We start from the raw sequence: 25,488 nt of genomic DNA, 5'->3' as shown, positions 1-25,488 counted from the left end.
CGCAGGTGGGGCCGACGAGCGGGTCAGGCGACCTTGCCGTCCTTGCCGCCGCCGCGCTTCATCATGGCCTCGAGCACCGGTCGCCAGGAGCGCACCTCGGGGCGCCGCTTGAGCAGGGCCCGCCGCTCGCGCTCGGTCATGCCACCCCACACGCCGAACTCGGTGTGGTTGTCCAGCGCGTCGGCGAGGCACTCGGCGATCACCGGGCAGCCCACGCAGATCTGCTTGGCCTGCTGCTGGGCGGCTCCCTGCACGAAGAGGGCGTCGGGGTCCTGCGTCACGCAGTTGCCGAGCGGCGCCCACTCCTGGACCCACTGCCCGGCCCGCTCACCCGCCTGCGTCGTCGGAACAGTCATGTCAATGCCTCCCAGTCTTCACCCAACAGGGTACGTGCCTCGCGATTCGTCTCCCATGGCCCGGTCGAGGGATCTACCGTCGACCTGTCGGACTAGTCAGTGGCAGCTTCCTCGCCGTTCTCGTGCTGTAAACGCGCGCCCGGCCCCTGGGTTACGGCTCTCAGGAAAAAAAGTAGGCTGGCGCCATGAAGCAGGGACGACTACGAGCCATACCCACGGTGATGAGCCTGCTGACGGCGTTCCTCGCCGTCGCCGTCGTGGGTGGTGTGCTCGGCGCGGGGCTGCTGATCCCCGCCACCGCACTCGTGGGCACCGTCGTCAAGTCGGGCACCGAGGTCTATGACTCGCTGCCGACCGAGTTCGCTCCCGTGGTGCCGCAGCAGCAGACCGAGATCCTCGCCTCCGACGGCCGCACCGTCATCGCGACGCTGTACGACCAGCGCCGGATCATCGTGCCGCTCAAGGCCATCTCGCCGTGGATGCAGAAGGCCCAGATCGCCATCGAGGACCACCGCTTCTACGAGCACGCGGGCGTCGACCTGCAGGGCATCGGGTCCGCGGTGGGTGGCGCGCTGGTCGGCGGGACCGCGCGAGGCGCCTCCACGCTCACCCAGCAGTACGTCAAGGTGACGCTGGAGACGGCTGCGCTCTACCGCGACGACTACGAGGCCGCCAAGGCCGCCAAGGCCGTCACCCCGGCGCGCAAGCTCCAGGAGCTGAAGTACGCCGTCCAGGTCGAGAAGCAGATGTCCAAGGAGCAGATCCTCACCAACTACCTCAACCTGGTCTACTACGGGGACAAGCAGTATGGCGTGGAGGCCGCGGCCCGCCACTACTTCGGGACCACCGCCGCCAAGCTGACGATCCCGCAGGCCGCGACCCTCGCGGGCATCGTGCAGTCGCCGGGCGCGAACGACCCGGTGCACAACCCCAAGGCCGCGCTGGACCGTCGTCAGCAGGTGCTGGCGGCCATGCACAAGTACGGCGCCATCGACGCCACGCAGTACGCCGCCGCCAAGAAGGCCCCGCTGGGCGTGGTCAAGACCGACCCGGCGAAGCGCAACTGCGACGGGTCCAGCGAGCCCTTCTGGTGCAACTACGTCCTGACCTGGCTCAAGATGCAGCCGGCCTTCGGCTCCCAGCCGGGCGAGCGGGAGGGCCGGATCGAGCGCGGGGGCTACCGCATCATCACCACTCTCGACCCGGCGCTGCAGTCCGCGGCCCGGGCCTCGATGGGCCGGATCATCTCCCCGCAGGACTACGACGCGGCCGGCAAGCGGTATGGCGCCGCCGCCACCACCGTGGAGACCGGGACCGGCAAGATCCGCTCGATGATCCAGTCGACGGCATACACCGCGACGGGCAAGCGGGAGACCGGCAAGACGCAGGTCAACTGGGCCGCCGACTTCAAGTTCGGCGCCTCGGGCGGGTTCAGCTCCGGCTCGACGATGAAGCTCTTCTCGGTGATCGAGGCGCTCAAGCAGGGCAAGGACGCCAACTACGTCATCCAGGGCATCCGTCCGGCCGGTGCGTCCTGGCGCAGCGGCGAGTTCCAGGAGCCCTGCACCTTCTACAGCCGCGACCCCTGGCAGCCGCGCAACGCCGAGGGAGACGACCCGAGCCCGACCGAGACCCTCGCGCACGCCACCCAGAACTCCATCAACACCGCCTTCGTCGCGCTCGCCCACGAGATCGGCACCTGCAACATCCGCAACACCGCGCTGCAGATGGGCATGCACACCTCGACCCGCAAGGCGCCCGAGGGCAAGGTCGACGGCAAGCCGCTGTCGCTCATCCCCAACCAGCTGCTCCTGAGCACCGACACCAGCCCCGAGACGATGGCGCAGATGTATGCCGTCATCGCCAACGGCGGCAAGCTGTGCCCCAACCTGCCCGTGGAGTCGGTGGTGGACGCCAACAGCAAGAAGGTCAACCTCAAGCTGCCCGGGTGCCGCCAGGTCCTGCCCAAGCACGTCGCCGATCAGGCGGCGGCGATCTTCCAGAGCGTGATGACGACCGGAACCGGTCGGGAGATGCAGTTCGGGCGCCCCTCGCTGGGCAAGACGGGCACCGACTCGGACAACGAGACCTGGTTCGTCGGCGCCTCCCCGCAGTACGCCACCGCGGTGTGGGCCGGCACCCCCGACACCAACGACTTCTCCTGGCAGCGGGTCACCCTGCACGACGTCCAGGGCAAGGCGCACTACTTCGCCAAGACCCAGGGCCGCCTGATCCCCGGGCCGATCTGGCGGGGGATCATGCAGGCCGCCCACGAGGACGAGCCGGTCCGGCACTTCGCGCTCGGCCCGGTGGTCAACCCGGCGCCCGCGCCCGGCAAGCCCGGGGACCCGGCCGCCCCCGGCACCCCGGCCACGCCGGGCACCCCGACCACGCGGCGCGGCTGACGGCTGAGCACCCCCGGCTGACCGCCGGGCCCCGGACCACCCGGTCCGGGGCCCGGCGTCGTCGTCCCGGCACCGGTGCCCGGGGACCACCGCCCGAGCGCGGCGTCTGCGAGCATGGGGGTGATGAACACTCTCGCACGCACCCTCACCGGACTCACGGCGGCCGGGGCCGCCACCGTCGCCTACGCCTCCCTGATCGAGCGGCAGGCCTTCACGCTGCGCCGGGTGACAGCGCCGGTGCTGCCTGCCGGGCAGGACCCGCTCACGGTCCTGCACCTGTCGGACATGCACCTGGTGCCCGGGCAGGAGCGCAAGATCGGGTGGATCCGCGACCTGGCCCGGCTCGAGCCGGACCTCGTGGTGAACACCGGCGACAACCTCGCCCACCAGGAGGCGGTGCCGCTCGCGATGCGGGCGATGGAGCCCTTCCTCGGCCTGCCGGGGGCCTTCGTCATGGGCAGCAACGACTACCTCGCCCCCCGGCCGAAGAATCCGCTGCGCTACCTCACGGCCGACTACGCCCGGTCCACCGGCGAGCGGCGGGCGCTGCCGACCGGCGACCTGATCGCCGGCTTCGAGACCGCCGGGTGGGTCAACCTCAACAACCGCCGCGGCGCGCTCACCGTCGCCGGACGCGAGCTGGAGCTGGTCGGCGTGGACGACCCGCACATCGCCCGGGACGCGTATGCCGAGGTGGCGGGCGCCGCGGACCCGGCGGCCGACCTCACCGTCGCGGTGGCGCACGCGCCCTACCTGCGGGTGCTGGACGCCTTCACCCGGGACGGGGCCGCGCTGGTCATCGCCGGGCACACCCACGGCGGCCAGGTGTGCGTCCCGTTCTACGGCGCGCTGGCGACCAACTGCGACCTCGGGCGCAAGCGGGTCAAGGGCCTCTCGCGCTGGTGGGACGGGTGCGACAACGCCCCCGACGCCCAGGCGCCGGACGAGGCGGCGTGGCTGCACGTGTCGGCCGGTCTGGGCACCTCGCCGTACGCCCCGGTGCGCCTGGCCTGCCGCCCGGAGGCGACCCTGCTGACGCTGGTCGCACGCTCCTGACCGGCGGATTGGTGGCCGAGGGCTCTTGTCGGCTATTCTCGGTCAGTCATCACGGGGTGTGGCGCAGCTTGGTAGCGCGCGTCGTTCGGGACGACGAGGCCGCAGGTTCAAATCCTGTCACCCCGACCAGATGAAGCAGACCGGCTCGGACCTGAGGGTCCGGGCCGGTCTGCTGCTGTCCCCGGACCCGGTCACCCGGCCAGACCCTCCATCGCCCGGGCGTAGGCCAGGCCCGTCGCGACCGCGCCGACCACCAGCCCCACGAGCACCTGCAGCGTCGTGTGCCGCCCGGCCCGCACCCGTGCCCACGCGCACAGGCCGAGCGCGGGCACGAGCACCAGCAGGGCCGGTCGCCCGAGGGTCTGCGCCAGCACGCAGGTCATGCCGGCGAGGGCTCCGACGTGGAAGGACGCCTTGTGCCAGCGGGACACGACGCTCATGGCGGTCAGCCCGGCCAGGATGGCGAGGACGAGAGCCACGACGGGAGCGGGTGCCCCGAGCAGCCACAGCAGGGTGAGCCCGCCGACGACGAAGGCCGCGGCCGCCAGCAGCGGACCGCCTCGCTGCTCGCGGACGACGAGCTGGTGGTCGAGGACCGCACCGGCCCGCACCTGGGCCCGCAGCCACAGCAGGGGCAGCGCGACACAGACCGCGACGGCCAGCGCGGCCCACAGCAGCCCCTGCCACCAGGGCCGGCCGGAGCGGACCGAGACGAGCAGCAGCGTCGCGGACACGCACCAGCCGGGGTGGCAGACGGCCGCGACCCGGTCGGCGGTGCGCGAGGGGCGGGCAGTCCGCAGGCGGATCACGTCCGGATGGTCGTCCCAGCAGGTCATTGCCCCAGTCTGCCCGGATGACAAGCACTTTCGCGCGGCGGCGTGCGGGAGGCCAGGGCCCCGGCGGCGGACGCACCCCCAGGTCGAGGTCCCCGGCACCCCACGGGATACCGCATGCCGGCACCCAGGCCCGCGGTAGGCATGTCCAGCCGGCCGCGCTATCGTGACCGCGGATCCTCTAAATCCTGCTAATGGCACCCTGCGAAGGAGTCCCCGTGCTGTCACCCGAGTCCACCGAGGTCGTCAAGGCCACCGCCGGCGTCGTCGCCGCCCACGCCGAGACCATCACCAGCCGCTTCTACCCCCACATGTTCGCGGCGCACCCCGAGCTGATGCGGGTCTTCAACAAGGCCAACCAGGCCGTCGGCGAGCAGCCCAAGGCACTGGCCGCCTCGGTCGTGGCGTACGCCGTCAACCTCATCGACCCGGACGCGCCCGACTTCAGGCCGGTCATGCGCCGCATCGCCCACAAGCACGTGTCGCTGGGCATCAAGGCGACGGAGTACACCATCGTCGGTCACCACCTGATGTGGGCCATCGGCGACGTCCTCGGCGACGCGGTCACCCCCGAGATCGCCGCCGCCTGGGACGAGGTCTACTGGCTGTTCGCCTGCCAGCTGATCGCCGAGGAGGCCAGGCTCTACGCCCTGGGCGGGGTCGACCCCGAGCAGCCCTGGCGCAGGTACGTGGTCCAGGAGCGCACCGAGGAGGGTCAGGACGCGTTCTCGCTGGTCATCCGCCCGCAGGAGGGCGAGCTGCCCGCCCACCGCACCGGCCAGTACGTCGCGCTCGGCGTCGACCTGCCCGGTGGCGAGCGACAGCCGCGGCAGTACACCATCTCCGGCGTGCCCGGCGGCACCGCCTTCCGCCTGACCATCAAGCGGGTCACCGGCGCCGAGGGCGTCCCGGACGGCCAGGTCTCCACCTGGCTGGCCGAGCACGCGCAGGTGGGCGCGGTCCTGGACGTCTCCCTGCCCTCGGGCGACGTGGTCCTGGACGACACCGACGCCCCGCTGGTGCTGGTCTCCGCGGGCATCGGCATCACCCCGATGGCGGCGATCATGGAGGACCTGTCGCAGCGCCAGCCGGGCCGCACCGTGCGCGCCTTCCACGCGGACAAGGGCCAGGACACGCACGCGCTCTTCACGACGCTGCGCGAGCATGCCGAGAAGATGTCCGACGTCCGGACGCAGATCTGGTACGAGACCGGCGCGCAGGCTCCCGCCCGAGATGGCCTCATGGACCTGACCGACGTCGAGATCCCCTCGGGCGCCAAGGTGTTCATGTGCGGGCCACTGCCCTTCATGCAGGCCATGCGCCGTCAGCTCATCGACAAGGGCGTGCCCGCGTCGGACATCGGCTACGAGGTCTTCGGCCCCGACCTGTGGGCGCAGAACCCCGACGCCGCCGACGTCGCCTGACCGGGTCGCGCCGACGCCCGTCGACCCCGCGTGGAGGATCTCCGCTCCCGTCCGGCCGCTGTCGGGCGGGCGCGGGGCGAGCAGGCCCGAGCCCCCCTCCTGGCCGGCGCACCGGGGGAAGGCACCTGCCCCGGTGCGCCCGCCCGTCCGCGGGCAGCGATGATGGCCCCATGACGATCCACGGCAGCGCCGACCCCGCCGAGGGCGGGCCCTCGCAGGACGAGGACGCAGGCTTGTCCCCGGCGCAGGACGAGGCGGACGAGCGCTTCCGCGCGGAGGGGGACGGCGCCGAGGCGCTGGCCGCTCTCGCTCGCGAACGGCTCGGGGCGGACCGCGCCGAGCGGTGGATCGCCTTGTGGCGCCCGGCGATCCGCCTGGTGCCCGCCCGTGACGACGAGCCCGTGGTAGCCCGCCTCGGTGGTCGCCCACGGGTGCCGGCCGACTTCGCGTGGCCGGCGTGGGAGGGGCATGGTCCGCTCAGCCTGGTCGCCGAGGTCGACCTGGACGCGGTGCACGCCTGCGGGCTGGACGCCGGACGCGAGCTGCCCACGACGGGGCGCTACCTCGCGTTCTGCTACGGGGAGCCCGAGGACCTCGACGGCCTCGTCTGGTCGTGGGATCCGTCCTCCCGTCCGGGCGCGCGGCTGCTGCACCTGCCGGCAGCGGGTCCGCGGGACGTGGAGACGCCCGCGCCGGGGGCGACCGAGTATCCCGGCATACCGCTGACGGGCCGACAGGTCACGACCTGGCCGTGGGACGTGCCCGAGGCCGGACCGATCCTCGGCTTCACGGGGGACGACCTCGACGACGAGCTGTACGACGAGGAGCTCGAGCTGGCCGCCATGGGCGACGACGAGGGCGTCCTGCACCAGCTCGGCGGGTGGAGCCGGGACGTCTCGGGCGACGTCCGGGAGGAGGCCGCGACCTGGACCGACGACGACCCCGCCGGTTGGGAACCCTTGCTGCAGATCGGGTCCGACGACCGGGCCGACATGCTGTGGGGCGACCTGGGCAGCCTCTACTGGCTCACCAAGGGCGACGAGTCCGCCTTCACCTGGCAGAACTACTGACGAGGAGCACCTGATGACTCTCGACGAACGCGTGGCCGCGGCCCGCACCGCCTGCACCGACGCGCTCGCCCACCCGCCCACCACGATGGCCGAGGAGCTGCGCGCGCTCGCCGCGCTGCCCGAGGCGGACTCCTGCGACCGTGACGTGTACGGCGACGGCGGCCCGGTCGCCGAGCTGGAGCGGCGGGTCGCGCAGCTGCTGGGCACCGACACGGCGGTGTTCTTCCTCTCCGGGATCATGGCGCAGCAGGCCGCCCTGCGGATCTGGTGCGACCGCACCGGGAGCCGCCGGGTGGCGCTGCCGGACCTGTCCCACCTGCTCGTCCACGAGGAGGACGGGCCGCGGCTGCTGCACGACCTGGAGGTGGTGCACCTGACGACCGGCGCGCGGACGCCCACGGCCGAGGACGTGCGGGCGGTGCCCGGCCACGTGGCCGCGGTCCTCGTCGAGGTGCCGCTGCGCGACGGCGGCTATCTGGTGCCGGATCTCGACGAGCTGCGGATGCTCTCCGCCGCCTGCCGCGAGCGCTCGATCGCCCTGCACCTGGACGGCGCCCGGCTGTGGGAGGCCGCGGCGGGTCTGGGCTGCGAGCCGAGCGACCTGGCCGCGCTGGCCCACTCCACCTATGTCTCGTTCTACAAGGGCCTGGGCGGGATGGCGGGCGCGGCGGTCGGCTGCGACGAGGACGTCGCTGACGAGCTGCGGCTGTGGCGCCGGCGGCTGGGCGGGACGATCTTCACGGCATACCCCCTGGCGCTGGCCGCGCTGCACGGGCTGGACACGCTGCTGCCGCGGATGGGCGAGCTGCACTCGTACGCCAAGGAGCTCGCCGTCGCGCTGGGCGACCGGGGGGTGCTCACCCGGCCGCAGGACGTGCGCTCGCCGGCCTTCCGCGCGTGGGTGCCGGGCGCACCGGACGAGGTGCGCGAGCGGGCGGCCGCGGTGATGGAGGAGACCAAGGTCCTGGTGCCCGACCGGTGGCGCGCTGCCGACGTGCCCGGCTGGTCGTGGACGGAGATCACGGTGACCGCCCACCTGGCGACCCGCCCGGTGGCGGAGGCGGCGGACCTGCTGGCGCGGCTGCTCCCCTGAGGCCCGGCCGCCGACCCGGCGGCAGCGCCAGATCCGCGCGGCGCGGTGGGACGCGCGCCCGAAGGTGAGACCCGGACCTGCCGCCCGGGGTCTGTCGGTCCGGCTCGCTAGGGTGCGGACCACGGACCTGGGAGGGCTCATGCACCGGATCGACGACCGCTTCGTGATCAGCGCCACCGACCTCACGCGGGCCTCGGCCTGCGAGCTGGCGCTGCTGCGGGACCTGGACGTGCGGCTCGGTCGGCTGCCCGCTCCCGAGGCCGTCCCCGATCCGATGCTGGCCCAGCTCGCGCGGCTCGGCGATGCTCACGAGCAGCTGGAGCTGGAGCGCTGGCGGCGGCTGCACGGCGCGGCGGGGGTGCGCGAGATCCCGCGCCCCCGGCCGACGCACGAGGAGCTGGTCCAGGCCCGGGAGGCGACCTTCGCGGCGATGCACGAGGGCGTGCCCGTGGTCTACCAGGGCTGCTTCTACGACGGCGAGCTGATGGGCTTCGCCGACTTCCTGGTCCGGGCGGACGGGTGGCGGCCGGACCGTCCGGCCTACGAGGTGCACGACATCAAGCTCGCCCGGCACGCCAAGGTGACGGCCCTGCTGCAGCTCGCGGCCTACGCCGACCAGCTCCGGCGCGGGGGCGTCGACCCGACGGACCGGGTGACCCTGGTGCTGGGTGACCGTTCCCGGCCCACCTATCCCGTGGCCGAGATCCTGGCGGTGTATGCCGAGCGGCGGCGCCACCTGCTCGGGCTCGTGGCCGACCGGGTGGCCGCCGACGCGCCGCTGGCCTGGGGCGAGCCGGGCGTGAGCGCCTGCGGCAGCTGCGAGGTCTGCTCGACCGAGGTCGCCGCGCACCGGGACGTGCTGCTCGTGGCCGGGGTGCGGGCGACGCAGCGCAAGCGGCTGCTGGCGGCCGGGGTGCGGACCATCGACGACCTGGCCCGCCACGAGGGGCCGGTCGAGGGGCTGGGTCGGGCGACGCTCGACAAGCTCCAGGCCCAGGCCCGCCTCCAGGTGCTGCAGTCGCCCCCGGACGGCTCGGCGGGGCAGATCTCGGTCGGGGTGCACACGCCGGAGGCGATCCGCGCGATCCCGGCCCCCGACGAGGGCGACATCTTCTTCGACTTCGAGGGCGACCCGCTGTGGGCCGGGGACGAGACCGACGCCCAGGGCCTGGAGTACCTCTTCGGCGTGGTCGAGACGGACGGCACCTTCCGACCCTTCTGGGCGCACGACCGCGCCCAGGAGAAGGCCGCCCTCCTCGCCTTCCTCGCGTACGTCGAGGAGCGCCGGGCCCGCCATCCCGGCCTGCACATCTACCACTACGCGCCCTACGAGCGGACCGCTCTCCTCAAGCTCGCCGGCCGGCACGGGGCGGGTGAGGAGTCGGTGGACCGGCTGCTGCGCGAGGGTGTCCTGGTCGATCTCTACCAGGTGGTCAAACGCTCCATCCGGGTGTCCCAGCCGTCCTACTCGATCAAGAAGCTCGAGCCGCTCTACATGGGCGACCAGCTGCGCGGTGGTGACGTGACGACGGCGGGCGACTCCATCGTGGAGTACCACAAGTGGTGCGAGGCGCGGGCCCGCGGCGACCAGGCCGAGGCCGACCGGCTGCTGCAGGCGATCGCGGACTACAACAAGTACGACTGCGTGTCGACGCTGCGGCTGCGGGACTGGCTGCTCGCGCTGATGCGCGACGCGGGGGTCGCCGCGCGGGAGCCCCGCCGGCCGGAGGAGCTGCCCGAGGACGAGGACGACACGCTCGTGGACCCGCGCACGCAGGTGGCCGAGGCGCTGGCCGCCCTGGCGGGGCCTGCCGAGGACCGCAGCGCCGACGACCACGCGATCGCGCTCGTCGGCGCGGCGGTGGGCTATCACCAGCGTGAGGGCAAGCCCTTCTGGTGGGCGCACTACGACCGGCTCCAGTCGCCGCCGGCCGACTGGCCGGTCTCCCGGGACGCCTTCGTGGTGGACCGGGTCGAGGTGGTCGAGGACTGGGGCAGGCCCCCGGGCAAGCGCTCGCTGCGCCGCGTGCTGTCCGCGGTGGGCCGCCACGAGCCGGGGATGCCCTTCAGGCAGGACGCGAGCGGCTACCTGCTCTATCCCCCGCCCGTCCCCGACGGGCTGCCGCAGCCGACCCCGGAGGCCATGGGAGCCACCTCCGCGCTGACCGTCACCGAGGCCGAGCCGGTGGCGGGTGGTCGGGTGCGGCTGACCCTGCAGGAGCGGCTGGCCAAGGGCTGCGAGGCGTACGACGAGCTGCCGGTCGCCCTCACCGTCGGCCCCCCGCCGCCGGTCAAGGCCGTGCAGGAGGCCCTGCTCGACCTCGCCCAGCGGGTGCGGCGCGAGGGGCTGCCCGAGCACCCCGGCATCGAGATCCTGCGCCGCCGCCCGCCGCGCCTGAGCGGGCTCGACGCCCTGCCCCCGGTCGTGGACGGTGATGCGGTCGCCGCGATCACCACGGCCGTGCAGGCGCTCGAGCACAGCTATCTCGCCGTGCAGGGTCCGCCCGGGACCGGCAAGACCTATGTCGCGTCGCGGGTGATCGCCGCCCTCGTCCGGCTCGGCTGGCGGATCGGCGTCGTCGCCCAGTCCCACGCCGTCGTCGAGAACGTCCTGGACCGGGTGGTCGCCGTCGGCGTCGACGCGAGCCAGGTCGGCAAGACCAAGACCCGCCAGGAGGACGCCCCCTGGACTCCGCTGAAGGACCCGCGCGCCCTGAGGGCCTTCCTCGACGAGCACCGTGACGCCTCGGCGGGCTGCGTGATCGGCGGGACCATGTGGGACTACTGCAATGTCAACGCCGTCGACGAGGGCGAGCTCGACCTGCTGGTGGTGGACGAGGCGGGGCAGTACTGCCTCGCCAACACCCTCGCCGTCGCCCGGGCCGCCCGGCGGCTGCTGCTCCTGGGCGATCCGCAGCAGCTGCCCCAGGTCTCCCAGGGCATCCACCCCGAGCCGATCGACGAGTCGGCCCTCGGCTGGCTGTCCGCCGGCCACGACACGCTACCGCCCGAGCTGGGCTACTTCCTGGAGCAGACCTGGCGGATGCACCCCGCCGTCTGCGAGCCCGTATCCCACCTGTCGTACGCCGGACGGCTGCGCTCGCAGGAGGCGGCCACGCTGGGCCGGTCGCTGGAGGGCGTCGAGCCCGGCCTGCGGGTCGTGACCGTCGACCATCACGACAACGCCGTCGCCTCGGTCGAGGAGGCCGACGAGGTCGTGCGGGTGGTGCGCTCCCTGCTGGGCCGGCCCTGGCGGCCTGCGCCGGCTGCCCCGGCGACCCCGCTGGCGGAGGACGGCTTCGTGGTCGTGGCGCCGTACAACGCACAGGTCGGGACCATCCGCGCCGCCCTGGACCGGGCCGGGCTGCGGGACGTGCGCGTGGGCACGGTCGACCTCTTCCAGGGGCAGGAGGCTCCGGTGGCGATCATGTCGATGACCGCGTCGGCGCTGGCCGACCTGCCGCGCGGGGCGGACTTCCTGCTCGACCGCAACCGCCTCAACGTCGCCATCAGCCGGGCCCAGTGGCTCGCGGTGGTGATCCGCTCGGCCAACCTCACGTCGCTCACCCCCACGACACCCGAGCAGCTGCTGCAGCTGGGCGGCTTCATCCGGCTGTGCGAGTCCGGGAGCAGGCCGTCGGCCTGAGTCGGCCGCGTCGTCCGGGCGCCGCGGCGCGGGGGCGCCGGGTGCCCGCCGCCGACGCGACTCAGTCCGGAGGCACCGCGGCCTGCGCTTCCGGGCCTCGCCGCAGCAGCCGCAGCCCGAGGGGCAGGCAGGGCAGCACCAGGAGCAGGGTGATCACTGCGCCCGCCCAGGGCAGGTCGCCCGCGGCCGGCTCCGCACCCCCGCCGGCCAGTGCGTCCCCCACGTCGCCGATCAGGTCGAAGACCGCGTGCAGCACCGCGACCCCGAGCAGGCTGCCCGTCCGCACGAGGACCGCCCCCAGCAGGACGCCGACCAGGGCGGTGTAGCCGACCTGGGTGAGCACGGCCACCGGCCGGTCCGGGGTCCCGGTGAGGTTCACCAGGTGGAACACCCCGAAGATCGCAGCCGACTGCAGCACGGGGGTCGTCGCGCGCGGCAGGTCGACACGTCCCCGCCCCAGGACGCCCGCCCGCTCCAGCAGGGCGACGAGCACCACCCCGCGGAAGAGCGTCTCCTCGGCGACCCCGGTGGCAGCCGCGTTCAGGACCATGGCCGGCCACCGGTGCACCGGCGGCCGGGTGAGCCCCGTGGTCACGCCCAGCAGGGTGAAGGCCCCGGCGACCAGACCGACCGCCAGCAGCCCCCAGCCCGCTCGCCACGCGCGGCCGACCCCCGCGGTGCGGGTCAGCCACGAGCCCTGGCCGAGCCGCGCCAGGAGCCCGACTCCCAGCACCGCGGCCACCAGGTGCTGCACCGCCGAGGCCCAGGACTGGTCACCGACCGGCCGTGCGACGAGGGCTCCGGCGACCAGCCCGAGGATCGCCATACCGAAGCCCACCGCCACCCGGGTCCGGGGGGAACGCAATGCGTGCGGCGGGTCGGCAGGCGGGATCAGGGGCGGGGTGTCGGCCATCAGGTGTCCCTTCACGATCGTTACGGGCAACCCTACTCTGAGTGACCGTGGCGGGGTGCCACCTCGTCCACCCACCAGGGGCGCTCCGAGATCGAGGCGCCGCTGATCGCGCTCGAATCGCCGCAGACTCTTGTCGCTGCTCCATACGGGGGATAACGTCTGGCTCCTCCCAGCACTGCGTCGAAGGACCCGTCATGACCTACCCCCGCCCCGCCCTGCTCGTCCTGGCCCTCGCCGGCAGCGCCGGCCTGCTCGCCGCCGGCAGCGCCGCCGCCCTGCCGCTCGCCCAGGAGACCGGCTCCCCCCACCCGGTCGCCACGTCGCAGGCCCCGGCCACCTATCTCGTCAGCGGTGATCGCACCGCGCTGCGCGCCGGCCTGTCCCGCTCCGGCGTGGACGTGCAGGGCCCCGTGGGCGACACCGCCACGGTGGCCGGCTCCCCGGCCGAGCTCGCCGTGCTGCGCGGCATGGGCCTGACGCTCACGCCGACCACCTCGTCCGCGGACCGGGCCAACGAGCGGGTGGCTGCGATCGCCGCCCAGCGCCGGGCCAAGGGCGTCGCGGTCCAGGCGGCGGGTGACTTCCCCGCGGGCGACGAGGCATATCACACCTACGCCGAGACGCTGTCGGCCATGGACAGGACCGTCTCGAGCCATCCCGAGCTGGCGAGCATCAAGTCCATCGGCAGCAGCACCGAGAACCGCGACCTGCGGATGCTCAGGCTCGGCAAGGGCGGCGCCGGGGCTCCCGAGGTCGTCATCACCTGCAACCAGCACGCCCGCGAGCACCTCACCACCGAGCAGTGCCTCTACCTGATCGACGAGCTCACCCAGAAGTACGCGACGGACGACCGGATCAAGAAGATCATGGACACCCGGGTGATCTGGGTGCTGCCGATGATGAACCCCGACGGCTCGACGTACGACATCTCCGGCGGCAAGTACCAGTCCTGGCGCAAGAACCGCACCAAGAACGCCGACGGCACGATCGGCATCGACCCCAACCGCAACTGGGGCTACAAGTGGGGCTGCTGCAACGGCTCCTCCGGCACCCCCTCGTCCGGGACCTACCGCGGGCCGTCCGCCTTCGCCGCGCCGGAGACCAAGGCCGTCGCCGACTTCATCAAGAGCCGCCGCGTCGGTGGGGTGCAGCAGATCAAGGCCTACATGGACATCCACACCTTCAGCGAGCTGATCATGTGGCCCTTCGGACACACGAACGACGCGGTCACGACCAACATGACGCAGGACCAGTACGACATGCACGTCGCGCTGGGCACGAAGCTCGCGCAGTCCAACACCTACAAGCCGGGCCAGAGCTCCGAGCTCTACATCACCGACGGCGACTCGATGGACTGGGTGTGGGGTGACCAGCAGATCCCCACCATCGGCATGGAGATGTACCCCAAGGGCTCCTCCGGTGGCGGTTTCTACCCGCCGGCGAGCGTGATCGGCCGCGAGACCACCCGCAACCGTGAGGCGCTGCTGACCTTCCTCGAGCTGGCCGACTGCCAGTACCGGCTGACCGGCAAGGAGGCGACGTACTGCAAGCAGACGCCCACGCCGACGCCGACCAGCACGCCGACGCCCACGCAAACCAGCACCCCCACGGCCACGCCCACCGCGACGCCCACCTCGACACCGACGGCCACGCCCACGTCGACCCCGACCCCGCAGCCCGGAGGCGACGTGATCGTCAACGGCGGCTTCGAGCAGGGTCGCACCGGGTGGACCGGCTCCAGCGGCGTGATCACCGACAACACCGGCCGCAAGGCCCGCACCGGCACCTGGAAGCTGTGGCTCGGCGGCAACGGCAAGACCACCAGCGAGTACGCCCAGCAGACCATCACCGTCCCCACCGGCACCCCCACGCTGACCTACTGGATCGCCATCGACACCGCCGAGACCAGCTCCTACAGCAAGTACGACAAGGCCACCGTCTCCATCGACGGCACCACCGTCGCGTCCTACTCCAACCTGGACAAGACCAACGGCTACGTCACCAAGACCGTCGACCTGACCGCCTACGCCGGCAAGACCGTCACCCTGAAGTTCGCCGCCACCGAGGACTCCGTCAACCAGACCTCCTTCGTCATCGACGACGTCACGGTCCGGTGACCCGCTGAGCGACCACTGCGGACGGCCCGGCCCTCGACACGAACGGCCGGGCCGTCCGTCGTCGGGACCGGAGGGAACACCGGCGTGCGGGACGCGGTTGTCGCCGGGGAGCCCCTCCCGCCATACGACCCCGGAGACCCGATGAGCATCCCCCTGTCGATCCTCGACCTCGCCCACGTGGCGCCCGGCCAGAGCACTCGGGAGGCGTTGCAGGAGTCGATCGCGTTGGCGCGCAAGGCGGATGAGCTGGGCGGCTTCGAACGGCTCTGGTATGCCGAGCACCACAACATGCGCACCATCGCCTCGGCCGCCACGAGCGTGCTGATCGGGCAGGTGCTCGCCGCGACCCGGACCATCCGGGTCGGGGCGGGCGGCGTGATGCTCCCCAACCACTCCCCGCTGGTGATCGCCGAGCAGTTCGGCACCCTCGCCGAGCTGTATCCCGACCGGGTCGACCTCGGTCTCGGCCGGGCCCCCGGCACCGACCAGCAGACCTGGCAGGCGCTGCGCCGCGACCCGCGCGCCTCCGACCGCTTCCCCCAGGACGTGCAGGAGCTGCAGGGCTACCTGGGCGAGCACACCGCCGTGCCCGGGATCCACGCCTATCCCGGGTGGGGGACGCGGGTGCCGCTCCACATCCTCGGGTCGTCGACGTTCGGCGCCCACCTGGCCGCGGCGCTCGGGCTGCCCTATGCCTTCGCCAGCCACTTCGCCCCGGACCAGCTGCGCCCGGCGATGCAGGCCTACCGGGAACGATTCCGGCCGAGCGAGCAGCTCGCCGAGCCCCGCGCCATCGCTGCGCTCAACGTGATCGTGACCGACGACCCGCAGTCCGCCCAGGAGGCGCACGGCCAGGTCATCCGGCAGCGGGTGCGCGCGATGGCCGGGCGGCGCGGAGCCGACCTCACCGAGGCCGAGGTGGACCTGGCCCTGGACTCGCCTTTCGGCGCCCAGGTGCGGCACATGATGCAGCACACGGCGGTCGGCACCGGGACCGAGGTCGCGGTCTACCTGCAGCGTTTCCAGGAGCTCTCGGGTGCCGACGAGCTCATGGTCACCAACGTGGTGCCCGGGCTGGAGCGGCGCGAACGAGCGCTGGAGATCCTCGCCGCCCTGTGACCGCGGCCCCCGCGCAGCAGGTGCGGTCCGGGACCGTCCCGGAGCCGGCGCGCAGCCCGGCGCGGTGCGGACGGTTCCCTAGTCATTTGGAGCTATGGGCCGGCGTGTCGCGGACCCCTAAGGTACTCGTCGGTAGGTGTCATCCGCCCTGCCGACCACCTCTACGAAAAGGTCTGTCAACCATGTCTGCTCATCGCGTCCGCGGGGTCCTGTCCGCGACCCTGGCCATTGCCTGCCTGGCTCTCCCCCAGGCGCCGACGGCGTCGGCGTACACCGCCCAGCCGGTCCGTGGGGTCGCTGCGGTCACGCCAGCGGTCTCGGGCACCGACACGGACAAGCCGCTCGTCCAGCTCCCCCACGAGCTCGTCGTCAAGCCCGGCGGCTGCCACAAGGTCCTGGTCACCAACCCCTTCGGCAACCCCACCGTCCAGCTCTCCTTCGGCTCCCCCGACGGCGAGACCACCGACCGCACCATCTCCATGCCCGCCGGCGCCACCGCCACCATCACCACCAGCCGACCCGCCATCTCCGTCATGGCCACCGTCCCCCAGGGCATCGGCTACCTCGACACCCACACCGTCGACCAGACCTGCGACGCCAAGCCCGCGCCCAAGCCGGCCCCCAAGCCCGCGCCCGCGCCCGCTCCCAAGCCGGCCCCCAAGCCCGCGCCCGCGCCCGCTCCCAAGCCGGCCCCCAAGCCCGCGCCGGGCGGCAACACGGACAAGCCGCTCGTCCAGCTCCCCCACGAGCTCGTCGTCAAGCCCGGCGGCTGCCACAAGGTCCTGGTCACCAACCCCTTCGGCAACCCCACCGTCCAGCTCTCCTTCGGCTCCCCCGACGGCGAGACCACCGACCGCACCATCTCCATGCCCGCCGGCGCCACCGCCACCATCACCACCAGCCGACCCGCCATCTCCGTCATGGCCACCGTCCCCCAGGGCATCGGCTACCTCGACACCCACACCGTCGACCAGACCTGCGACGCCAAGCCCGCGCCCGCGCCCGCTCCCAAGCCGGCCCCCAAGCCCGCGCCCGCGCCCGCTCCCAAGCCGGCCCCCAAGCCCGCGCCGGGCGGCAACACGGACAAGCCGCTCGTCCAGCTCCCCCACGAGCTCGTCGTCAAGCCCGGCGGCTGCCACAAGGTCCTGGTCACCAACCCCTTCGGCAACCCCACCGTCCAGCTCTCCTTCGGCTCCCCCGACGGCAAGACCACCGACCGCACCATCTCCATGCCCGCCGGCGCCACCGCCACCATCACCACCAGCCGACCCGCCATCTCCGTCATGGCCACCGTCCCCCAGGGCATCGGCTACCTCGACACCCACACCGTCGACCAGACCTGCGGCACCACCGCTCGTTGATCCTCGGCAGCACCACCTCGGACCCGGGGTCGCGCCTCCCTGCTCGGGAGGCGCGACCCCGGGTCTCGGGCTGTCGGTCGCCGGGCGCGTGACCGTTCAGGCCTTGCCGAGCTCCTGGGCGACGAGCTCGGCGATCTGCACGGCGTTCAGCGCGGCGCCCTTGCGCAGGTTGTCGTTGCTGATGAACAGCACCAGCCCACGGTCCCCGTCGACGGACTGGTCCTGCCGGATCCGCCCGACGTACGACGGGTCGGCGCCCGCGGCCATCAGGGGGGTGGGCACGTCGACGACCTCGACGCCGGGCGCCGCCGACAGCAGCTCGGTCGCCCGAGCCACGGTGATCGGCCGGGCGAACTCGGCGTTGATCGACAGCGAGTGGCCGCTGAAGACCGGCACCCGCACGCAGGTGCCGCAGACACGCAGCTCGGGAAGCTCGAGGATCTTGCGGGACTCGTGGCGGAGCTTCTGCTCCTCGTCGGTCTCGGCGGACCCGTCGTCGACGACGGACCCGGCGAGCGCGACGACGTTGTAGGCGATCGGCGCGACGTACTTCACCGGCTCGCCCAGGTCGACCGCGGACCCGTCGTGGGTGAGCCCCTCGATGCCACCCTCACCGGCGTCGGTGCCGCGTCGGACCTGACCGGCGAGTTCGTCGACGCCCGCGAGACCGGATCCGGACACGGCCTGGTAGCTGGACACGACCAGCCGCTCCAGGCCGGCCTCGTCGGACAGCGGCTTGAGCACGGGCATCGCCGCCATGGTGGTGCAGTTGGGGTTGGCGATGATGCCCTTGGGGCGGTCGGCGATCGCGTGCGGGTTGACCTCGGAGACGACCAGCGGCACCTGCGGGTCCTTGCGCCAGCCGGAGGAGTTGTCGACCACGACGACACCGGCCTCGGCGAACCGCGGCGCCTGCGCCTTCGAGGTCGTCGCCCCGGCGGAGAAGATCGCGATGTCCAGGCCGCTCGGGTCGGCGGTGGCGGCGTCCTCGACGGTGATCTCCTGGCCCTTGAAGGTCAAGGTCCTGCCCGCGGAACGCGCCGAGGCGAACAGCCGCAGCGAGGCGACCGGGAAGTCGCGCTCCTCGAGGATGCGCAGGACGACGGTGCCCACCTGGCCGGTGGCTCCGACGACGCCGAGGTTGACGCCAGTGCTCATGTCAGTCTCCTTGTGCTGCGTGCGTTTCAGGTATGGCGGCGGGTGCCGGGGTCAGCGGCCGGTGCCGCCATACACGACCGCCTCGCCGGAGGAGGAGTCGAGCCCGAAGGCCGTGTGGACCGAGCGGACCGCGTCGTCGAGCTGGTCGTCGCGGGTGATCACCGAGATGCGGATCTCGGAGGTGGAGATCATCTCGATGTTGATCCCGGCGTCGGCGAGCGCCTTGAAGAAGGTCGCGGACACCCCCGGGTTGGACTTCATCCCGGCGCCGATCAGCGAGAGCTTGCCGATCTGGTCGTCGTACTGCAGCGAGGCGAAGCCGACCCGCTCCTGGACCCGGCCGAGGAACTGCGCGGCGGTGGGGCCGTCGGTCTTGGGCAGGGTGAAGGAGATGTCGGTCAGGCCCGTCTGCACGGTGGAGACGTTCTGCACGATCATGTCGATGTTGACGCCGGCCTGGGACAGCGCCTCGAAGATCTCGGCGGCCTTGCCCGGGTGGTCGGGGACGCCGACGACGGTGATCTTGGCCTCGCTGCGGTCGTGCGCGACGCCGGAGATGAGGGACGCTTCCACGGCTTCTCCTTCGGGTGTGTCGATGACGAGGGTGCCCTCCTTGGGGGAGAACGACGACCGCACGTGGATGGGCAGGTCGTAGCGGCGGGCGTACTCCACGCACCGCAGCATGAGGATCTTGGCGCCGTTGGCGGCCATCTCGAGCATCTCCTCGCTGGAGATGCGGTCGATCTTGCGGGCGGACGGGACGATCCGCGGGTCGGCGGTGAAGACGCCGTCGACGTCGGAGTAGATCTCGCAGACGTCTGCGTGCAGCGCCGCGGCCAGGGCGACGGCGGTGGTGTCCGAGCCGCCACGACCGAGGGTGGTGATGTTCTTGCTCTCGTGCGAGACGCCCTGGAAGCCGGCGACGATCGCGATGTGGCCGCCGTCCATGGCGGCGCGGACCCGGCCGGGGGTGACGTCGAGGATCCGGGCCTTGCCGTGCTGCTCGTCGGTGATGATGCCGGCCTGGCTGCCGGTGAACGACTGCGCGGTGAAGCCGAGGTTGGCGATCGCCATGGCCATCACCGCCATCGAGATCCGCTCCCCGGCCGTGAGCAGCATGTCCATCTCGCGCAGCGGCGGCAGCGGGGAGATCTGCTGGGCGAGGTCGATCAGGTCGTCCGTCGTGTCGCCCATGGCCGAGACGACCACGCACACGTCGTTGCCGGCCTTCTTGGTCTCGACGATGCGTCGCGCGACGCGCTTGACGCTGTCCGCGTCGGCCACGGAGGAGCCGCCGAACTTCATGACCACGAGGCTCACGGGTGGGATCGCCTTCCGTCGGGGATGAGGGGTGCACGGCCGCGGGTGAGGCGGGGTGCGGGGCCCAGGTTACCGACCGGTGCGGGGCGGGATCTCCACCGCCGCTCCGCGAGACGTCCGCGGAGCCGTCCGAGGCGCCCGCGCAGCGGTGGCCTCCGGCGGGGACGGGCGCACCTGAACACCGTTCAGGACCCTTCGCTAGGCTCGGGACATGAGCCGTCCTGTCGTCACCTGGCCCGCCCCCGGAGCCTCCGCCCGCGAGGTGGTGGCCGACCTGTCCGTGCTCGAGGCCGCGATGGCCGGGACCGGCCCGGCCGTGGCGGCGCCCGGGGTCCTCGACCGTCCCGAGGAGGTGCGGGTCCCCGAGGAGACGGCGGTGGTCATCGCCACCTCCGGCACCACCGGCCGCCCCAAGCCGGCGCTGCTCACCGCCGACGCCCTGCGGCACGCGGTCCACGGCCTCGCCGACGTGCTCGGCACCGGTCAGTCGATGCTCGCGGTGCCCCCCACCCACATCACCGGGATCGCGGTGATCCTGCGCAACCTCGCGGCGGGGCGCAGTCCCCTCGCCGTGGCGCCGGGACACTTCGGGCCGGAGACCTTCGTGGAGGCCTGGGCGCGGCGGGACCGCTCGGCGCCCCGGCACTTCTGCACGCTCGTGCCCACCCAGCTGCGGCGACTGCTGGCGTCGTCCGCCGCGGTCGCGGCCGCACGGGAGCTGGACGCGATCATCGTCGGCGCGGCGCCGCTGCCGGCTGCGGATGCGGCGCTGGCGCGACGGCTAGGACTGCGGATCGTGGTCGGCTACGGCTGCAGCGAGACGGCCGGCGGCTGCCTGTACGACGGTCGCCTGCTGCCCGGCCTGTCCGCCGACCTCGACCCCGACGGCAGGCTCCGGATCGGGGGGCCGCAGGTGGCGCTGGGCTATCTCGGCCGACCGGGCTGCGAGGCGTTCACGCAGGACACGGTGGGGGTGCGGTGGTATCGCACGGACGACCTTGCCCGGCGCCGGCCGGACGGGTCGCTCCAGATCCTCGGCCGGGTCGACGACGTGATCAACACCGGTGGCCTCAAGGTCGCGCCCGTCGTGGTGGAGGACGCGTTGGGGCTGGCGCGGGTGCCGGGACTGGGTGCGGCCATGGTGGTGGGAGTGCCCGACCCGGAGTGGGGCGAGACGGTGGCGGTGCTGGCGGTCCCGGCGGGCGAGGCGCCTGGCGAAGCCCCTCGCGGGACGCCTGGCGGACTGCCGGGAACGGGAGCGCACCTGCCAGGAGCGCACCTGCTGGGACCGCGCCCGCCGGGAGCGGCGCTGCCCACCCTGGCGGACGTGCGCGCGGCCCTGGCCGACCACCTGCCGTCGCACGCGCTCCCCCGGGCCCTGCACCTGGTGGGCGAGCTGCCCGTGGTGGGACCGGGCAAGCCGGACCGGCGTCGGGCGCGCGAGCTGGTCAGCGCCCGCTGACCTGGCCGCCGGACCCGCGTCGCAGGAGCACCGCACCGCGACGGCTCGGCGAGGCCACGGCCCCGCTCACCGGACGGCTCGACGCCCGCTGACCTGGCAGAGCACCTCGATCGCCCGCGCGACCTGCGCTTCGGTCAGGTCGGCGTGGCCGGTCAGCCGCAGCCGGGACTCACCGTCGGGGCTCGACGGCGGGCGGAAGCACCCGATCCGCACCCCGGAGCGGCGGGCCGCCTCCACGGCGTCGACCGCTTCCCGTGGGCCCGGCATGGGGATGCTCAGCACCGCCCCCGCCGGCCGCGGCACCGACACCGCGTCCGCGACGGTGGCCATGACCTCACGCAACCGCCCTGGGCGCCAGGGCTCCTCGCGCAGCGCATCGAGCGCCCCGAGAGCTGCCCCGGCCGCCGCGGGGGCCAGGCCGGTGTCATAGATGAAAGGCCGGGCGGCGTTGACCAGGTGGTGGCGGACCGCCTCGGGCCCGAGCACCGCACCGCCCTGGGCGGCCAGCGACTTCGACAGCGTGGCGGTGACCACGACGTCGTCCCGACCCTTCATCCCGAGCGAGGCCACCAGGCCCTCGCCCCGCTCCCCCACGACGCCCAGCCCGTGGGCCTCGTCGACGAGGACGGTGGCCCCGGATCCCGCCGTGGCGGTGAGAATCTCGGCGAGTGGGGCGGCGTCACCCAGCACCGAGTAGACCGACTCCAGCAGCACCAGCACCCGCTCGGTGCGGGCGGAGCCGACGAGCTCGGCGAGGTGGGCGACGTCGTTGTGGCGGGCGACCACGACGGCGGCGCGCGAGAGCCGGGCGGCGTCGATCAGCGAGGCGTGGACGTGGGCGTCCGAGACGATCGTGGTGCCAGCGTCGGCGAGCGCCGTCACCGCGGACAGGTTCGCGTGATAGCCGGTCGAGAGCGCGAGACCGGTGGCTGCCCCGGTCAGCTCGGCGAGGCGGCGCTCCAGCTCGGCGTGGACCGCGAGGGTGCCGGACACGAGCCGGGAGGCACCCGCTCCTCCGCCATACGCCTCGACCGCCTCGATCGCACCCCGCACCACGAGCGGGTGGCGGAGCAGCCCGAGGTAGTCGTTGCCCGCGAGGTCCACGAGGTCGTCGGCGTCGCGATCACGCAGCCGGCGGGTCAGGCCCAGCGACTCGCGACGTGCGTCCTCGGCGGCCAGGTGCCGCAGCAGTGGGGTGCTCATTGCTCGAACCTACCGCCGGTAGTCGGATCCGCCTGGGCAACGTGAGCAGGCGGATCCGACTACCGGCGGTAGGTCTGCAGGGGCTGCGGGAGCGGGTCCGGTGCCTAGGCTGACGTCATGCGCATCCTTCTCGTCGCCTGGGGCTCGCGCGGCGACGTCCAGCCCTTCGTCGCGCTGGGCCTGGGACTGCGCGCCGCCGGCCACGAGGTGACCGTCGCCGCCACCCAGGACTTCGCCGAGTGGATCCGCGGGCTGGGGCTCGGCCACGCGCAGTTCCCCGTCTCGGTGGCGGAGCTGGTGCGCACCGACCTCGGCCGGCGGTGGCTCGGCGGGGCCAGCACCACGACGGTGGGTGAGCTGCGCCTCATGCGCCAGGTCAGCGAGCTGTCGGCCGACCCGCTGGTGACGACCCTGCTCGCCGCGGCGCCCGGCCACGACCTGGTGGTCTCCAGCACCCTGAGCTTCGACGCGTGCTGGTCGCTCGCCCGCGCCACCAGGGTCCGGCACGCCATCGCGCTGTTCGCGCCGGTCCTGCAGAGCCGGCTCGGCTCGTCCTACGTGTATGCCGTCCGGCCGCGACGTCGGTCGCTGGTCAACCTGGTCGCCGGGTCCCTCACCGCGACCGCCGTCCACCCGGTCGTCGCCCCCGTGGGCGCCGAGCTGCGACGACGACTCGGGCTGCCTCGGCCCACGCCCTGGCAGCTGGCCCAGGACATCCGCAGCACGCCGGTGCTCCTCGCGGCCAGCCCGCAGGTCGTCCCGCCCGCGCCGGACTGGCCGATGCCGGTGACCACAACGGGCTACTGGCGCCTGGCCGACGAGGACCGCCCGGCCGAGGAACGAACCCCGGACCCCGTGCTGACCGACTTCGTCACGGCCGGGCCGCCGCCCGTCTACGTCGGTTTCGGGTCCATGAGCACCGCGGCCCCTGAGCAGGACTCACGGCTCGTCGCCGAGGCGATCACCCGCGCCGGGGTGCGTGCGGTGGTGCTGCGCGGGCACGCCGACCTCGATCCCGCACCTCATCTCCCGGCCCAGACCCGCGACGACGTGCTCGTCGTGGACCGGGCGCCGCACGCCTGGCTGCTGCCTCGGTGCGCCGCCGTGGTCGGTCACGGAGGCGCAGGCACCACGGCGGCAGCGCTGCACGCAGGGGTGCCGCAGCTCGTCGTCCCGCACATGGGCGACCAGCCCTACTGGGGACGCCGGGTCCACGAGCTCGGGGTCGGCCCGCAGCCGGTGCCGCGCCGCGCGCTCACGGCGGACCGTCTGGCGGTGGGCATCCGCGCCACCGGGTTGCCGCACCACCGCCGCGCGGCCGCCGCGCTCGCCGCGACCCTGCGGCTGGAGGACGGGGTCGCGACCGCAGTCCGGCTGCTGGCGACCGGCCTGGGCTGACCCGGCACCGGCGAGGACGGGTCCACCCCACGGACCGGCGAGGGGCGTCAGGGGTGCGCCGCCGGGCGGGGGCGTCAGGTGTGCAGGGCGTCGAACTCCGCCTCGGCCACGGTCTCCTCGTCGGCGTCCAGACGGATGTGCGCGAGGATCGACTGCAGCACCCGCAGCGCCGCCGCGGCCCGGTCGCCCCAGGACGAGAGGTAGGAGAACTGCCACCACCACAGCGCCTCGGTCAGTCGGCCGGCGTCGTGGTGGCGCAGGCCGTGGACCAGGTCCACGCAGATCGTGGCCAGGTCGTTGGACAGCGACCCGGAGGCCAGCTCGCCCGTGGTGACCGGGTCGACCACGTCGGCGTAGTCGTCCAGCCCGTCGAAGAGCGTGGCCAGCCCGGCCCGGATGGGGTCCAGGTCGGCGTCCTCGCCCGGGTCTGCCTCGAACTTCTCCGCCGGGACCACGTCCTGGATCGCGCCGAGTCGGGCGCCGGTCATCAGGATCTGGGAGAGTCCCAGGAGCAGGAAGGGGATCGCCGAGTCGGGGGCGTCGCCCCGGGCGACGTCGGTCACCATGTCGCAGAAGGCGCGCACGTCGTGCGCCGTCTGTCGCTCCACCCCGGCGAGATCGTCGGCCATGGTCGGGTCAGACATTGAGCATCCTCCTGCCCTCGAACGCCCTTCCGAGCGTCACTTCGTCGGCGTACTCCAAGTCTCCCCCGACCGGAAGGCCGCTCGCGAGGCGAGAGACCGTGAGCCCCAGGGGGCCCAGCAGCCGGGCGAGGTAGCTGGCGGTGGCCTCGCCCTCGAGGTTGGGGTCGGTGGCGATGATGATCTCGGTGATCTCGGTGCTGCCCAGCCGCGCCATCAGCTCGGTGATCCGCAGGTCGTCCGGGCCCACCCCGTCGATGGGGCTGATCGCGCCACCGAGCACGTGGTAGCGCCCCCGGAACTCGCGCGTGCGCTCGATGGCGACGACGTCCTTGGGCTCCTCGACGACGCAGATGAGCCCCGGGTCGCGGCGCGGGTCGAGACAGATCCGGCACTGCTCGGCCTCGGCGACGTTGCCGCAGACCACGCAGAAGCGCACCTTGGCCTTGACCTGCTCCAGCGCCTGGACCAGCCGCTGCACGTCGGCCTGCTCGGACTGCAGGACGTGGAACGCGATGCGCTGGGCAGACTTCGGCCCGACCCCGGGGAGTCGTCCGAGCTCGTCGATGAGGTCCTGCACCGCGCCTTCGTACACACCCTGCACCCTAGGGCCTGCCACCGACATACCCCCTCGGCGACAGGCGACCACCGCTCACCTGGGTCAGGCTCGGCGGTATGACGACCCCCACGCGACCCGTCACCATCGGCGTCCAGCTCCAGCCCCAGCACGCGACCTACGCCCAGATCCGGGACGCCGCACGCCGCGCGGAGGACCTGGGCGTGGACGTGATCTACAACTGGGACCACTTCTACCCGTTGTACGGCGACCCCGACGGCGCCTACCTCGAGTGCTGGACCATGCTCGCAGCCTGGGCCGAGCAGACCTCGCGCGTGCGTCTCGCTCGCGGCGGCC

19 protein-coding genes, 1 tRNA gene and 1 pseudogene are annotated in these 25,488 nt (G+C 73.2%); 13 read left to right on the top strand and 8 right to left on the bottom strand.

Features of this window, described 5'->3' with window-relative positions:
- Nucleotides 1-23: 23 nt before the first annotated feature.
- Entirely contained in the window at nucleotides 24-356 is a 333-nt protein-coding gene (locus ACK2IS_RS02250; protein ID WP_409484538.1) for a WhiB family transcriptional regulator, read from the bottom strand.
- A 185-nt stretch (nucleotides 357-541) separates the two neighbouring features.
- Here ACK2IS_RS02250 and ACK2IS_RS02245 point away from each other — a divergent pair, with 185 nt between their 5' ends.
- From ACK2IS_RS02245 to ACK2IS_RS02235, 3 genes are all read left to right on the top strand, one after another.
- Nucleotides 542-2,761 carry a transglycosylase domain-containing protein gene (locus ACK2IS_RS02245; RefSeq protein ID WP_409484537.1) on the top strand — a complete coding sequence of 740 codons (2,220 nt, stop codon included), beginning with the start codon at nucleotides 542-544 and terminating at the stop codon, nucleotides 2,759-2,761.
- A gap of 123 nt (nucleotides 2,762-2,884) precedes the next feature.
- On the top strand, nucleotides 2,885-3,817 hold the full coding sequence (locus ACK2IS_RS02240; RefSeq protein WP_409484536.1) for a metallophosphoesterase: 933 nt from the start codon (nucleotides 2,885-2,887) through the stop codon (nucleotides 3,815-3,817).
- Nucleotides 3,818-3,869: 52 nt separating this feature from the next.
- A tRNA-Pro gene (locus tag ACK2IS_RS02235) sits at nucleotides 3,870-3,946 on the top strand.
- A 62-nt stretch (nucleotides 3,947-4,008) separates the two neighbouring features.
- Here the strand turns inward: ACK2IS_RS02235 and ACK2IS_RS02230 are convergent.
- Nucleotides 4,009-4,653 (bottom strand): hypothetical protein, encoded by a 645-nt coding sequence (locus ACK2IS_RS02230; protein ID WP_409484535.1) that lies wholly within the window; start codon nucleotides 4,651-4,653, stop codon nucleotides 4,009-4,011.
- A 215-nt stretch (nucleotides 4,654-4,868) separates the two neighbouring features.
- On the opposite strand from ACK2IS_RS02230, the gene ACK2IS_RS02225 reads away from it, so the two are divergent.
- The 4 genes from ACK2IS_RS02225 (at nucleotide 4,869) to ACK2IS_RS02210 (ending at nucleotide 11,883) form a co-directional block, all read left to right on the top strand.
- On the top strand, nucleotides 4,869-6,074 hold the full coding sequence (locus ACK2IS_RS02225; RefSeq protein WP_409484534.1) for a globin domain-containing protein: 1,206 nt from the start codon (nucleotides 4,869-4,871) through the stop codon (nucleotides 6,072-6,074).
- A gap of 170 nt (nucleotides 6,075-6,244) precedes the next feature.
- Nucleotides 6,245-7,144: a DUF1963 domain-containing protein gene (locus tag ACK2IS_RS02220; RefSeq protein ID WP_409484533.1), complete on the top strand. Its 900-nt coding sequence runs from the start codon at nucleotides 6,245-6,247 to the stop codon at nucleotides 7,142-7,144.
- Nucleotides 7,145-7,157: 13 nt separating this feature from the next.
- Nucleotides 7,158-8,237, top strand: coding sequence for a threonine aldolase family protein (locus ACK2IS_RS02215; protein ID WP_409484532.1), 1,080 nt, complete (start codon nucleotides 7,158-7,160; stop codon nucleotides 8,235-8,237).
- 139 nt (nucleotides 8,238-8,376) lie between these two features.
- Nucleotides 8,377-11,883: a TM0106 family RecB-like putative nuclease gene (locus ACK2IS_RS02210; protein WP_409484531.1), complete on the top strand. Its 3,507-nt coding sequence runs from the start codon at nucleotides 8,377-8,379 to the stop codon at nucleotides 11,881-11,883.
- A gap of 61 nt (nucleotides 11,884-11,944) precedes the next feature.
- Here the strand turns inward: ACK2IS_RS02210 and ACK2IS_RS02205 are convergent, their stop codons facing one another.
- Nucleotides 11,945-12,796 carry a CPBP family intramembrane glutamic endopeptidase gene (locus ACK2IS_RS02205; protein WP_409484530.1) on the bottom strand — a complete coding sequence of 284 codons (852 nt, stop codon included), beginning with the start codon at nucleotides 12,794-12,796 and terminating at the stop codon, nucleotides 11,945-11,947.
- Nucleotides 12,797-12,990: 194 nt separating this feature from the next.
- Between ACK2IS_RS02205 and ACK2IS_RS02200 the strand changes: the two genes are divergently transcribed.
- The 3 genes from ACK2IS_RS02200 (at nucleotide 12,991) to ACK2IS_RS02190 (ending at nucleotide 17,393) form a co-directional block, all read left to right on the top strand.
- Entirely contained in the window at nucleotides 12,991-14,913 is a 1,923-nt protein-coding gene (locus ACK2IS_RS02200) for a M14 family zinc carboxypeptidase (RefSeq protein ID WP_409484529.1), read from the top strand.
- Nucleotides 14,914-15,054: 141 nt separating this feature from the next.
- Nucleotides 15,055-16,032: an LLM class flavin-dependent oxidoreductase gene (locus tag ACK2IS_RS02195; RefSeq protein WP_409484528.1), complete on the top strand. Its 978-nt coding sequence runs from the start codon at nucleotides 15,055-15,057 to the stop codon at nucleotides 16,030-16,032.
- Between the two features lie 182 nt (nucleotides 16,033-16,214).
- Complete coding sequence (locus tag ACK2IS_RS02190) at nucleotides 16,215-17,393, top strand: hypothetical protein (RefSeq protein WP_409484527.1); 1,179 nt, start codon at nucleotides 16,215-16,217, stop codon at nucleotides 17,391-17,393.
- Nucleotides 17,394-17,489: 96 nt separating this feature from the next.
- Here ACK2IS_RS02190 and ACK2IS_RS02185 read toward each other — a convergent pair whose 3' ends face one another.
- Together ACK2IS_RS02185 and ACK2IS_RS02180 are read right to left on the bottom strand one after the other, a co-directional pair.
- Nucleotides 17,490-18,551, bottom strand: a complete 1,062-nt coding sequence (locus ACK2IS_RS02185) for an aspartate-semialdehyde dehydrogenase (protein WP_409484526.1) — start codon at nucleotides 18,549-18,551, stop codon at nucleotides 17,490-17,492.
- Nucleotides 18,552-18,602: 51 nt separating this feature from the next.
- Nucleotides 18,603-19,871 (bottom strand): aspartate kinase, encoded by a 1,269-nt coding sequence (locus tag ACK2IS_RS02180; protein WP_409484525.1) that lies wholly within the window; start codon nucleotides 19,869-19,871, stop codon nucleotides 18,603-18,605.
- 211 nt (nucleotides 19,872-20,082) lie between these two features.
- On the opposite strand from ACK2IS_RS02180, the gene ACK2IS_RS02175 reads away from it, so the two are divergent.
- Nucleotides 20,083-21,333 carry an AMP-binding protein gene (locus tag ACK2IS_RS02175; RefSeq protein WP_409484524.1) on the top strand — a complete coding sequence of 417 codons (1,251 nt, stop codon included), beginning with the start codon at nucleotides 20,083-20,085 and terminating at the stop codon, nucleotides 21,331-21,333.
- A 66-nt stretch (nucleotides 21,334-21,399) separates the two neighbouring features.
- On the opposite strand, the gene ACK2IS_RS02170 is transcribed toward ACK2IS_RS02175, so the two are convergent.
- Nucleotides 21,400-22,536 (bottom strand): 8-amino-7-oxononanoate synthase, encoded by a 1,137-nt coding sequence (locus ACK2IS_RS02170; protein WP_409484523.1) that lies wholly within the window; start codon nucleotides 22,534-22,536, stop codon nucleotides 21,400-21,402.
- A 117-nt stretch (nucleotides 22,537-22,653) separates the two neighbouring features.
- Between ACK2IS_RS02170 and ACK2IS_RS02165 the strand changes: the two genes are divergently transcribed.
- Entirely contained in the window at nucleotides 22,654-23,934 is a 1,281-nt protein-coding gene (locus ACK2IS_RS02165) for a glycosyltransferase (protein WP_409484522.1), read from the top strand.
- A 74-nt stretch (nucleotides 23,935-24,008) separates the two neighbouring features.
- On the opposite strand, the gene ACK2IS_RS02160 is transcribed toward ACK2IS_RS02165, so the two are convergent.
- Together ACK2IS_RS02160 and recR are read right to left on the bottom strand one after the other, a co-directional pair.
- Entirely contained in the window at nucleotides 24,009-24,578 is a 570-nt protein-coding gene (locus tag ACK2IS_RS02160; protein WP_409484521.1) for a DUF5063 domain-containing protein, read from the bottom strand.
- Nucleotides 24,571-25,170, bottom strand: coding sequence for a recombination mediator RecR (gene recR, locus ACK2IS_RS02155; protein ID WP_409484520.1), 600 nt, complete (start codon nucleotides 25,168-25,170; stop codon nucleotides 24,571-24,573). The genes ACK2IS_RS02160 and recR overlap by 8 nt, the downstream gene beginning before the upstream one ends.
- Nucleotides 25,171-25,250: 80 nt before the next feature.
- On the opposite strand from recR, the pseudogene ACK2IS_RS02150 reads away from it, so the two are divergent.
- Nucleotides 25,251-25,460 (top strand): annotated as a pseudogene (locus tag ACK2IS_RS02150) (LLM class F420-dependent oxidoreductase); the annotation flags it as partial.
- Between the last annotated feature and the right edge of the window lie 28 nt (nucleotides 25,461-25,488).

The sequence above is a fragment of the Arsenicicoccus dermatophilus genome (assembly GCF_046267915.1).
GTDB lineage: Bacteria > Actinomycetota > Actinomycetes > Actinomycetales > Dermatophilaceae > Arsenicicoccus > Arsenicicoccus dermatophilus_A.
This window is presented reverse-complemented; position numbering and strand designations above follow the sequence as displayed.

What these genes read in the sequence shown, in the direction of transcription:
- ACK2IS_RS02210 (WP_409484531.1), top strand. Translation starts at nt 8,377, where the DNA reads ATGCACCGGATCGACGACCGCTTCGTGATCAGCGCCACCGACCTCACG.
- ACK2IS_RS02185 (WP_409484526.1), bottom strand. Translation starts at nt 18,551, where the DNA reads ATGAGCACTGGCGTCAACCTCGGCGTCGTCGGAGCCACCGGCCAGGTG.
- ACK2IS_RS02215 (WP_409484532.1), top strand. Translation starts at nt 7,158, where the DNA reads ATGACTCTCGACGAACGCGTGGCCGCGGCCCGCACCGCCTGCACCGAC.
- ACK2IS_RS02240 (WP_409484536.1), top strand. Translation starts at nt 2,885, where the DNA reads ATGAACACTCTCGCACGCACCCTCACCGGACTCACGGCGGCCGGGGCC.
- ACK2IS_RS02160 (WP_409484521.1), bottom strand. Translation starts at nt 24,578, where the DNA reads ATGTCTGACCCGACCATGGCCGACGATCTCGCCGGGGTGGAGCGACAG.
- ACK2IS_RS02205 (WP_409484530.1), bottom strand. Translation starts at nt 12,796, where the DNA reads ATGGCCGACACCCCGCCCCTGATCCCGCCTGCCGACCCGCCGCACGCA.
- ACK2IS_RS02195 (WP_409484528.1), top strand. Translation starts at nt 15,055, where the DNA reads ATGAGCATCCCCCTGTCGATCCTCGACCTCGCCCACGTGGCGCCCGGC.
- ACK2IS_RS02200 (WP_409484529.1), top strand. Translation starts at nt 12,991, where the DNA reads ATGACCTACCCCCGCCCCGCCCTGCTCGTCCTGGCCCTCGCCGGCAGC.
- ACK2IS_RS02230 (WP_409484535.1), bottom strand. Translation starts at nt 4,653, where the DNA reads ATGACCTGCTGGGACGACCATCCGGACGTGATCCGCCTGCGGACTGCC.
- ACK2IS_RS02250 (WP_409484538.1), bottom strand. Translation starts at nt 356, where the DNA reads ATGACTGTTCCGACGACGCAGGCGGGTGAGCGGGCCGGGCAGTGGGTC.
- ACK2IS_RS02220 (WP_409484533.1), top strand. Translation starts at nt 6,245, where the DNA reads ATGACGATCCACGGCAGCGCCGACCCCGCCGAGGGCGGGCCCTCGCAG.
- ACK2IS_RS02190 (WP_409484527.1), top strand. Translation starts at nt 16,215, where the DNA reads ATGTCTGCTCATCGCGTCCGCGGGGTCCTGTCCGCGACCCTGGCCATT.
- ACK2IS_RS02175 (WP_409484524.1), top strand. Translation starts at nt 20,083, where the DNA reads ATGAGCCGTCCTGTCGTCACCTGGCCCGCCCCCGGAGCCTCCGCCCGC.
- ACK2IS_RS02165 (WP_409484522.1), top strand. Translation starts at nt 22,654, where the DNA reads ATGCGCATCCTTCTCGTCGCCTGGGGCTCGCGCGGCGACGTCCAGCCC.
- ACK2IS_RS02170 (WP_409484523.1), bottom strand. Translation starts at nt 22,536, where the DNA reads ATGAGCACCCCACTGCTGCGGCACCTGGCCGCCGAGGACGCACGTCGC.
- ACK2IS_RS02245 (WP_409484537.1), top strand. Translation starts at nt 542, where the DNA reads ATGAAGCAGGGACGACTACGAGCCATACCCACGGTGATGAGCCTGCTG.